Origin of the sequence: Caulobacter sp. B11, from assembly GCF_002737765.1 — a bacterium.
Taxonomy (GTDB): Bacteria; Pseudomonadota; Alphaproteobacteria; order Caulobacterales; family Caulobacteraceae; genus Caulobacter.
On record NZ_PEGG01000237.1, the window covers coordinates 1 to 4,981 of the forward strand.

Annotated in this window: 7 protein-coding genes; 5 read left to right on the forward strand and 2 right to left on the reverse strand. The window is 67.1% G+C overall.

What is annotated here, in order from left to right:
- The coding region (locus CSW58_RS13770; protein ID WP_201721635.1) for a hypothetical protein at nt 1-614 on the reverse strand (614 nt) is incomplete at its 3' end.
- A 957-nt stretch (nt 615-1,571) separates the two neighbouring features.
- On the opposite strand from CSW58_RS13770, the gene CSW58_RS09995 reads away from it, so the two are divergent.
- Nucleotides 1,572-1,859: a hypothetical protein gene (locus CSW58_RS09995; RefSeq protein WP_099447182.1), complete on the forward strand. Its 288-nt coding sequence runs from the start codon at nt 1,572-1,574 to the stop codon at nt 1,857-1,859.
- An 11-nt stretch (nt 1,860-1,870) separates the two neighbouring features.
- On the opposite strand, the gene CSW58_RS10000 is transcribed toward CSW58_RS09995, so the two are convergent.
- The gene (locus CSW58_RS10000) at nt 1,871-2,452 is read right to left on the reverse strand and encodes a hypothetical protein (RefSeq protein WP_099447186.1); all 582 of its coding nucleotides are present in this window, start codon (nt 2,450-2,452) and stop codon (nt 1,871-1,873) included.
- Between the two features lie 142 nt (nt 2,453-2,594).
- On the opposite strand from CSW58_RS10000, the gene CSW58_RS10005 reads away from it, so the two are divergent.
- The 4 genes from CSW58_RS10005 to CSW58_RS10020 all read left to right on the forward strand — a co-directional run.
- On the forward strand, nt 2,595-3,527 hold the full coding sequence (locus CSW58_RS10005) for a nucleoside hydrolase (RefSeq protein ID WP_099447183.1): 933 nt from the start codon (nt 2,595-2,597) through the stop codon (nt 3,525-3,527).
- A gap of 49 nt (nt 3,528-3,576) precedes the next feature.
- Entirely contained in the window at nt 3,577-4,092 is a 516-nt protein-coding gene (gene ruvC / locus CSW58_RS10010) for a crossover junction endodeoxyribonuclease RuvC (RefSeq protein ID WP_201721636.1), read from the forward strand.
- Nucleotides 4,089-4,703: a Holliday junction branch migration protein RuvA gene (ruvA, locus tag CSW58_RS10015; RefSeq protein ID WP_099447185.1), complete on the forward strand. Its 615-nt coding sequence runs from the start codon at nt 4,089-4,091 to the stop codon at nt 4,701-4,703. Before ruvC ends, ruvA begins: the two co-directional genes overlap by 4 nt.
- The coding region (locus CSW58_RS10020) for an AAA family ATPase (RefSeq protein ID WP_143755157.1) at nt 4,700-4,981 on the forward strand (282 nt) is incomplete at its 3' end. The genes ruvA and CSW58_RS10020, both read left to right, overlap by 4 nt.

The window sequence follows — 4,981 nt, forward strand, 5'->3', positions numbered from 1 at the left end:
TCGCTTGAAATTGCCTTATCCGCTGAATAGATAGATGATATCTCGACACCGTATGTTTTAATTCTTTCTATAGACTCATTCATGATGACGATTGATTTTAAGTATATCGCCTTTGGATTGTGAATTTCCTTGAACTTTATAATCATTTTTTCGAATTGACGGCCCGTTCCTATAAAATCGTCAAGAAATACTACCGCATCTTTGAGTCCGACAGATATTTGATCGTCATATGGCGACAAAAAATCAAATATCTTTTGTTTATATTTTGGCTCTCGAAATGCAACGGTTTGATACGTTATCATATTTCCACTGCTATTTTCAGTGTCTTTTGGATCACGCACTGGCAAAATGACAACTTTACTGAAATTTGCTTGAATTAGCTGAATATCTAGCATAAACTTTTTTGCATATTTTCTATAGTCTCGCGTAACGTGAATTAGCTCCATTAGTTGACACGCAAGCTCTCGATCTAATGGATCGGAAATCATACACAACTCGACCATATTTTTAAATATGAGTGGTGAGCCATCCTGCGCGAAATCTTCCTCCAGAGCCCTCCATTCTTTCGTTTCATATATCTGAGCAACTCGATCAATGACTTCATATTCCGTCACCTATCTGCTCCCGCAAACCTGAAAATGCTCTCTAGGACATGCTTGATTGCTAGTTGCCCAGCGGTCAACTCTCTCATCGACCGACGGTAATCATTCAACGCGTAGGACTCTCCGCGTCTAACATTCGGCACATGACTCAAGTCCGTCCCAGACCCGGAAAATGGGGATACACGCCCTTTATCGATAGTCGAAACTGTAGCCCACTTTCCCCCTTCGTCCCACGCCGACCATCGAGCCTTAAACCCTTGGTGGAATTGTGCACTGGGGTTAGGACGCGGCCTGCCCCGGCGGGCCGCATGTCCAGATCCTCCCCCGTCACGGGGAGGATCTGCGCGCCGCGAACGGGGACCCGCCGCGCCCCGTCCCCGTCCGCGCCGCCGCAAACCCCAACAAACTCAACGCCCTGCAAATAGTTCGAGCGCGCCAATCAGACGCGCCCAGACTGCCTGCATACTTCCAGACATCCCGTCGCGAGGGAGAGGGCTCTTGGATCCGGCCCGAGACGCGCGGCGGGTCGTGGTCGAGCGGGGCCGCCGGAGTCGCGGGAGCGGGGCCGGACGGCTTGATCGGAGGGCGGGTGACGTAAACCCGCCTATCGGGAGGTCCGTCGGAGGACCCCCGCCCGCCCGAAGGTTCGCTCCGGGTCTCCGGGTCGATCGGGTTTGCAGCCTTCGGGGCTGGGTCCGGTCGCGAAGGATCAAGGCCTGGGTGGGGCAAAAGGCTGAACCAGGCCTGCGCGCCCCGGCCAGAGGGATAACGACCGCGCGGGGCGTCCTGCTTCGTCGAAACGGTACTTAGTCTGCACAGCCTCCGGACGCGGTCCGGACGCCCCGCGCCTCTCCTGCCTTCACCCGCGCCGCGATCCGGCGCGGCGGCGCCGGCGTGCGCCGTCGCGCGCCGAGGCCGCCAGCGCCGCTTCACCCGTCCCATCCCCCCAAGATCGCCTGGAGACCCGCGATGATAGAACCGCCGATCGATAACGCCGCCGGCCCCTGGCTGAAGGACCTGCTGGACAGGGTGGAGCGGGCCCAGGCGACCTGGGCGGCCGAGGCCGCGCGGGCGGCGGCCCTGCCCCGACCCGTTCGCCGTCTTCCGGCCGCCTCGGGCCCTCGCCGCCAGGCCGGTCCCGCCGACGCCGCCGCCCTGGCCCGCCAGGACCAGGCGGCCCTTCGGACGGCGAAGGCCCGGGCGCTCGCCCTGCAAGCCCTGATCGCGACGGCCCGCGACGTGGCGCGGCTGGTCTAGGGCGCCAGGCCCTACTCCCCCCGCTTGAGCCGGGCGCGATAGGCCTCGGAGCTTTTGACGAAGCCCTCGGCGTCGCCATAGTCGAGGAAGGCGGCATAGCGCTCGTGGCTGCCCTTGACCTTGAGGGCGTGCTTGATCGGGCACCAATATTGCTCGGTGCGGGCGGTGATCTCGCGGGCATAAGCGATGACGCCGTTGCCATAGCCGCAATAGACGCAGTTGAGCTTCTGGACCGGGTTCAGATAGTTGAGCCTCTGGCGGTCGATGACCACATAGTCGCGGCGGCGGACCCGGGCGACGCCCCAGGCGGTGAAACAGCCCAGCTGATAGACCGTCACCGCCAGGTCCAGCAGGGCCAGGGGCAGGACCATGCCGTAGATCAGGGGCATGGTCAGCAGGGTCGGCCACGGGGTCTTGAGCAGGTCGATGCGGCGCTTGTGGCTGCGCTGGCGGGTCTTGATCTCGGGGTTGAAGTGCGGCTTGCCGGCCTTGAGCTCCAGCCCGTACTGACCGGCCTTGGCGGCGAAGGCGGCCTCCAGCTCGGACTCCAGCTGGCGCAGGCGCTCGATCATCTGCTCGATCGTTTCGGTCATCGCGAGATCCTTCACGGCCCGGCCCCCCGCGCGGCGACGCCGCGCGCCGGAGAACGCCCACCGTCTCTACCCGTGATCCGGACACAGCGCGATGACAGCCGGGCCTTCTCGCCGTCATCATCGCCGGGCTAGGATGGGGACAATGCGTATTCGCCTGCATATCGACACGGACTGCGGCGTCGACGACGCCCTGGCTCTGGCCCTGCTGGCGCGGTCGCACGACCAGGTCGAGATCGGCACGGTCTCGGCGGTGTTCGGCAACACCTATGTCGACCAGGCCGCCGCCAACGCCCGCGGCGTGCTGCGCCTGGCCGGCTGCGGGGCCGAGGTCTATATCGGGGCCGGTTCCAGCCTGGCCCGGCGACCGGTCGAGCGCATGCGCCCGGCCCACGGGGTCGACGGGCTCAACGGCCAGGGCTTCTCGCAGCGCTGGAAGCTGCCGGAGCTCGATCGCGGCCACGGGACCGGTCTGCTGGCCTATGCCGCCCGGCGGCGGGTGGCGGGACTGTTTCTGGGACCCCTGACCAACCTGGCCCGCGGTCTGCTCGACGATCCCGCCGCCTTCCGCGGCTGGCGTCCGATCGTCACGGCCGGAGCCTTCGCGGTGCGCGGCATGGCCGCCGGCGGGGCCGACTTCAACAGCTGGAGCGATCCGGACGCCCTGCAGCGGGTGCTCGACGCCGGGGTCATGCCGCGCCTGGCGCCGCTGGACATCACCCGCCAGGTCACCCTCACCGCCGGCGACATGGCGGCCGGGGCGCGCCAGTGCGGCTCGCCGCTGTCGGCCCGGCTGGAGCGCGCCGCCCTGCCCTATATGGCCTTCCACCATCAGGTCTGGGCCAGCGACGGCTGTCATCCGCACGACGCCGTGGCCGCCGCCGCCCTGCTGGCCCCCGAGCTCTACCGCTTCGAGCCGGCCCGGCTGCGGGTCGCCATCGACGGGCCGTGCAAGGGCGGGATCGCGCGGATCGAGGGGCCGGCCAATGCCGAGGTCTGCGTCGCCATCGACGCCCCGGCGGTCCAGACCCTGATCCGCGAGCGGCTGTTTCGGGCCCGGGTTCCGGCCGACGGTTAATCGGCCTTAACGCTCTGGCCACTTTTCCTGGGCTACGGAACAGGCGAAGGTGCGAGAACACATGATGAACGCGAATCGCCCGATCCGAATCCTTGGCCTCGATCCCGGCCTGCGCCGCACCGGCTGGGGCGTCGTCAGCGTGCTGGGCTCGCGCGTCGCCCATGTCGCCCACGGAGTGATCGCCCCGGACGACAAGGCGGCCTTTTCCGACCGGCTGCTGACCCTGTTCGAGGGCGTGACGGCCGTGATCGCCGAGCACCATCCCGACGAGGCGGCGATCGAGGAGACCTTCCTCAATGTCAACGCCCAGTCGACCCTGAAACTGGGCCATGCCCGGGCCGCCGCCATGATCGCCCCGGCCCGCGCCGGACTGCTGGTCGCCGAATATTCGGCGAAGGTCGTCAAGAAGGCCGTGGTCGGCACGGGCGGGGCCGACAAGACCCAGGTGGCCTTCATGATCGCCCGCCTGCTGCCGACCGCCGGGTCGCCGACCGCCGACGCCGCCGACGCCCTGGCCGTGGCCATCGCCCACGCTCACGCTCGCACCGCCCGGAGAGCGGCATGATCGGCCGGCTGCGCGGCGCCGTCGCCGAGGTCGGCGAGGAAGAGGCCCTGATCGACGTCATGGGCGTCGGCTACGTCGTGCGCTGCGGGGCCCGCACCCTGACGCGCCTGCCGGCCCTGGGCGAAGAGGCCCTGCTGCACATCGAGAGCCAGTGGAGCGAAAGCGCCGGCCTGCGGCTCTACGGCTTCGGCACCCGCGAGGATCGCCGGGCCTTCGTGCTGCTGCAGGCCATCCAGGGCGTCGGGCCCAAGGCGGCCATGGCGGTGCTGGACGTGCTGTCGCCGGCCGAACTGGCCAGCGCCGTGGCCCGCGAGGACAAGGCCGCCGTCGGCCGCGCCTCGGGGGTCGGCCCCAAGCTGGCCCTGCGGATCGTCACCGAGCTGAAGGACAAGCCGATCACCGACGGGCCGGTGCTGACCAGCGCGCCCGGCGCCCCGGCCCCGATGACCAGCAAGCCCGCCCCGACCGGCGACGCCGTGGCCGCCCTGATGGGTCTGGGCGTGGCCGAGGTCAACGCCCGCCGCGTGGTCGAGGCCGCCGCCGCCCGGCTGGGCGACGAGGCGACCGTGCAGGCCCTGATCAAGGCCGGGCTTCAGGAGCTGGGCCGATGACCCGCATCCTCTCCGGCGAGGCCCAGCCGCACGAGGCCCTGCCCGGGGCCAGCGATCGGGCCATGCGGCCCCAGACCCTGGCCGAGTTCGTCGGCCAGGAGCAGGCCAAGGGCAATCTGCGGATCTTCATCGAGGCGGCCAAGGGCCGGGGCGAGTCGCTCGACCACGTGCTGCTGTTCGGCCCGCCGGGCCTGGGCAAGACCACCCTGGCCCAGATCATCGCCCGCGAGCTGGGCGTCAACTTCCGCGCCACCTCGGGCCCGGTGCTCAACAAGGCC

Excerpts from the sequence above, each read along its gene's own strand:
- CSW58_RS09995 (WP_099447182.1), top strand. The coding sequence starts at position 1,572 with ATGATAGAACCGCCGATCGATAACGCCGCCGGCCCCTGGCTGAAGGAC.
- CSW58_RS10005 (WP_099447183.1), top strand. The coding sequence starts at position 2,595 with ATGCGTATTCGCCTGCATATCGACACGGACTGCGGCGTCGACGACGCC.
- CSW58_RS10000 (WP_099447186.1), bottom strand. The coding sequence starts at position 2,452 with ATGACCGAAACGATCGAGCAGATGATCGAGCGCCTGCGCCAGCTGGAG.
- ruvA (WP_099447185.1), top strand. The coding sequence starts at position 4,089 with ATGATCGGCCGGCTGCGCGGCGCCGTCGCCGAGGTCGGCGAGGAAGAG.